At 71.2% G+C, this 3,795-nt stretch carries 4 protein-coding genes and 1 pseudogene; 3 read left to right on the top strand and 2 right to left on the bottom strand.

Annotation, left to right across the window (positions count from 1 at the left end; translation table 11 throughout):
- Positions 1-799, bottom strand: a 799-nt coding sequence (locus tag VJS38_RS02660) for a hypothetical protein (protein WP_324086604.1), incomplete at its 3' end; no start/stop codon positions are given.
- A 218-nt stretch (positions 800-1,017) separates the two neighbouring features.
- Here VJS38_RS02660 and ychF point away from each other — a divergent pair.
- Together ychF and VJS38_RS02650 are read left to right on the top strand one after the other, a co-directional pair.
- Positions 1,018-2,115: a redox-regulated ATPase YchF gene (ychF, locus tag VJS38_RS02655; protein WP_324086603.1), complete on the top strand. Its 1,098-nt coding sequence runs from the start codon at positions 1,018-1,020 to the stop codon at positions 2,113-2,115.
- Positions 2,116-2,148: 33 nt separating this feature from the next.
- Entirely contained in the window at positions 2,149-2,829 is a 681-nt protein-coding gene (locus tag VJS38_RS02650; RefSeq protein ID WP_324086602.1) for a dienelactone hydrolase family protein, read from the top strand.
- A 4-nt stretch (positions 2,830-2,833) separates the two neighbouring features.
- On the opposite strand, the gene VJS38_RS02645 is transcribed toward VJS38_RS02650, so the two are convergent.
- Entirely contained in the window at positions 2,834-3,253 is a 420-nt protein-coding gene (locus tag VJS38_RS02645) for a hypothetical protein (RefSeq protein ID WP_324086601.1), read from the bottom strand.
- Positions 3,254-3,394: 141 nt separating this feature from the next.
- Here VJS38_RS02645 and VJS38_RS02640 point away from each other — a divergent pair.
- Positions 3,395-3,795 (top strand): annotated as a pseudogene (locus VJS38_RS02640) (hypothetical protein); the annotation flags it as partial.

Genomic DNA, 3,795 nt, shown 5'->3' with positions numbered 1-3,795 from the left:
TGGCCAGGCCCGCCGCCAGCGCCACCACGACGCCCGCCGCGCCCAGGTGCAGCGCCAGCCGCATCTCCAACCGTAGGACTCGCTGGGCGAGCAGCCGCTGCAGCTCCGCCCGGCTCGCGCCGAACACGCCGTCGATGCGCGCCTGCAGCGCCTCGCCGGAGGGGACGGAGAAGGCGAAGCCGCTCAGCACCATGGCCGCCTCGTGGTCGGTCTGGGCCACCGCGTCCTTCAGCGCGGCGACCTGCGAGGCCAGGGCGGCTCGGACCTTGGGGTCGTCGTTCTGCCGGATCGCGATGGCGAGCGAATGCTGCAGCTCGGCGTTGGCCGCCACCAGCCGCGCCCGCGCGAGCAGCATCGCATCGTGGTCGCCGCGCTGCGCCGCGTCCTCCAGCGCCGCCTCCGCGCCCGCCAGCGCCGGCGCCCGCGCCACGGCCGCGTCCGCCAGGTAGAAGGTCGCCAGCTCCGGATCGAGGGTCAGGTTCGAGCCGTCGGCCACCGCCCCGATCAGGGCGACCGCCGCCGCCGTCCGCGCCGCGCCTTCGGGCGCCGCCGTAAAGGCCTTGTAGGCGCCGGTTTCGCCGAACCCGTCGTTCGCCGCCAGCCGCGCCTTGCCGCGCATCGCCAGCCAGACCTGCTGGGCGTAGGCCGCGCCCGCGCTCTCCTTGCGCGACAGCTGGATCTGGCCGACCTGCGCGGCCAGGAACAGCCCCGCCAGCAGGAGGATCGGAGCGCTGAAGACCAGGCTCACCAGGGTGAGCCGCGCGCCGAGGGAGAGCCGGGAATTGATGAATTGGAACATGCTGCACCGTGCTGCGGTGCAGCAACGGCTAAGCCGCGAGCGCTTTCTCAAACCTTCCCGGTGCGTGACGCTTTCATGAAATTTCGGCGTCGCAAGCAGCCGCCAACGCAGGCTCGTCCGCTCACGCTCGGCCCATGGGCTTGAACGGGACTGGGGTTTGAGCGGGACTGGCCCGCGTGCTACCTCCCGCGCCTTCGAGAAGGACCCCGAAAGACAACATGGCCCTGAAAGTCGCCATCGTCGGCCTGCCGAACGTCGGCAAGTCCACGCTGTTCAACGCGCTGACCCAGACGGCCGCCGCCCAGGCCGCCAACTATCCGTTCTGCACCATCGAGCCCAACACCGGCGACGTGGCCGTGCCCGAGCCGCGGCTGGACAAGCTGGCCGCCGTCATCCCCTCGAAGGAGATCATTCCGGCCCGGATCAACTTTGTCGACATCGCGGGCCTGGTGCGCGGCGCCTCCAAGGGCGAGGGCCTGGGCAACCAGTTCCTGGCCAACATCCGTGACTGCGACGCGGTGGCCTTCGTCGCCCGCTGCTTCGTCGACGACGACATCACCCATGTCGAGGGCAAGGTCGACCCGCTGGCCGACCTCGACACCATCGAGACCGAGCTGATGCTGGCCGACCTGGAGAGCCTGGAGAAGCGGGTCGTCAACCTGGAGAAGCGCGCCAAGGTCGGCGACAAGGAGAGCGCCGCCACCCTGCGCCTCGTCCAGCTGGCGCTGGCCGAGCTGAACGCCGGCCGTCCCGCCCGCAAGGCCAAGGTCGCGCCCGAGGACGAGAAGGGCTGGCGGATGCTGCAGCTGCTCACCTCCAAGCCCGCGCTCTACGTCTCCAACGTCGACGAGGCTTCGGCCGGCGCCGGCAACGGCCTCTCCGCCCAGGTGGCCGACCGCGCGCAGACCGACGGCGCCGACCATGTGGTGATCTCCGCCCAGATCGAGAGCGAGATCGCCCTGCTCGATCCCGCCGAGCGCGCCGAGTTCCTGGAGACCCTGGGCCTGGCCGAGCCCGGCCTCAACAAGCTGATCCGCGAGGCCTATCACCTGCTGGGCCTGCAGACCTACTTCACCGTGGGGCCGAAGGAGGCGCGCGCCTGGACGATCCACAAGGGCGACACCGCTCCCCAGGCCGCCGGCGTGATCCACACCGACTTCGAAAAGGGCTTCATCCGCGCCGAGACCATCGCCTACGACGACTACGTCCGCCTGAAGGGCGAAGCCGGCGCCCGCGAGGCCGGCAAGCTGCGCCAGGAAGGCAAGGAGTATGTCGTCCAGGACGGCGACGTGATGAACTTCCGGTTCAACGTCTGAGGGGGCGTTCGCCCCGAGTCAGGGAGCAGCCCGATGGGCGAGACCATCACCTTGAAGAGCCGCTTCGACGGTTTCGAGCTCGCCGCCTATCGCGCCGCGCCCGGGGACGCCCGCCGCGGCGGCCTGGTGCTGGTGCAGGAGATCTTCGGGGTCACCGAGCACATTCGCGAGCTCTGCGAGGGCTTCGCCGAGGATGGCTACGAGGTGATCGCGCCCTCGTTCTACGACCGCGCCGCCCCGGGCTTTACGGCCGACTACAGCCCCGCAAGCATCGAGAAGGGCCGTGAGCTGTCGGCCGCCGCCCCGTGGGATCAGGTGCAGGGCGACCTGCAGGCGGCGATCGACTTCCTTGAGCCCCCGGTGTTCGCTGCCGGATACTGCTGGGGCGGGGCCGCAGCCTGGCTCGCGGCCTGCCGCTGCGAGGGCTTGGCGGCCGCGGCCTGCTTCTACGGCCGGCGGATCAGCGAGCTGGTGGACGAGACGCCCAAGGTCCCGACCATCCTGCACTTCGGCAAGACCGACCCGACCATCCCGCTTGCGAAGGTCGAGGAGATCCGCGAGCGCCATCCGGACCTGCCGGTCTTTCTCTACGACGCCGGCCACGGCTTCGTCTCCGACCGGCGGGCGGACTACGACGCCGATTGCGCCAGGCTCGCCCGCCTGCGGACGCTGGCGCACTTCTCGCGCAGCGGCGGCGGGCGCGGGGAGATTTGAGAGCTCACCGCTCCTCGATCATCGGCCGCACGTCCGGGCGGCGCTCCAGGGCGCGGACCAGCACCGCCTGGGCGGCCAGGATGCCGATGCCGGCGGCGTAGGCGGAGAAGACGTTGGCGCGATAGGTGCCGGTCGCGGCGACCGAGGCGATCTGCCAGTAGATGAAGAGCGCCGCGCCCATCAGCAGCGCCACCCCGATGATGACCGAGGCCGGCGTCTGGCCGAAGCCCGCCTGGAAGCTCATCCAGACGTAGCGGGTGAGCCAGCGCCGGACCGGCGGGATGACCAACGGCGCCACCAGCGAGGCCGCCAGGTAGAGCGCGGGCCAGAGCAGCGTCCACCGCAGCACCAGGCCCGCGCCGCCCGGCAGCCGGCCGACGGCGTGCACCGCCGCGCCGGCGTAGATCAGGCTGGCTACGGCCACGGTGAAATCCTGCATTCGTTTGAAGTTGCGCCAAGCGCGCGTGTAGGAGGGCATGGGTCATGATATGCGGGGTTTCGGGGCGCGTGTAAGGCGCCAGGCGCGGGTCGCGCGCCGCGAGCGCCTCGGCTAAGCTCGTTCGACGTGAGACGCCTCTTTCTCCTTCTCGCCGCGAGCCTGTGGCCGCCGACCGCCTGGGCCGGCGAGACGCGATGCTGGTTCGAAAGCGGCGTGCTGGTGACCCCGGCGGAAGTAATGGGGATCGCCGGCGACTATGTGCTGGACACCGGGGCTGCGCACACCCTGCTGGCCGACACTCCGGCGCAGGGCGCGGGCTATGCGCAAACCGCCCTCGTCGGCGAGGTGCGGCTGGCGGGCCTAAACCTTCAGGGCCGCCCGGTGGCGGTGACGAAGCTGGACGCCCGCCTGCGCGCGCTGCCGACGCCGGTGGCCGGCGTGATCGGCGCCGACGTCCTCGCCGGACGGGTGGTCGACGTGCGCTTCGCCCCCTGCCGGGTGAGGATCTATGAGCCCGGCCGGGCGCC

The organism is Phenylobacterium sp., from assembly GCF_035276905.1.
Classification (GTDB): Bacteria; Pseudomonadota; Alphaproteobacteria; order Caulobacterales; family Caulobacteraceae; genus Phenylobacterium.
The sequence above is the reverse complement of the archived record's forward strand: the minus strand, read 5'-3'. Positions and strand labels throughout refer to the sequence as shown.

What these genes read in the sequence shown, in the direction of transcription:
- VJS38_RS02650 (WP_324086602.1), top strand. Translation starts at nt 2,149, where the DNA reads ATGGGCGAGACCATCACCTTGAAGAGCCGCTTCGACGGTTTCGAGCTC.
- ychF (WP_324086603.1), top strand. Translation starts at nt 1,018, where the DNA reads ATGGCCCTGAAAGTCGCCATCGTCGGCCTGCCGAACGTCGGCAAGTCC.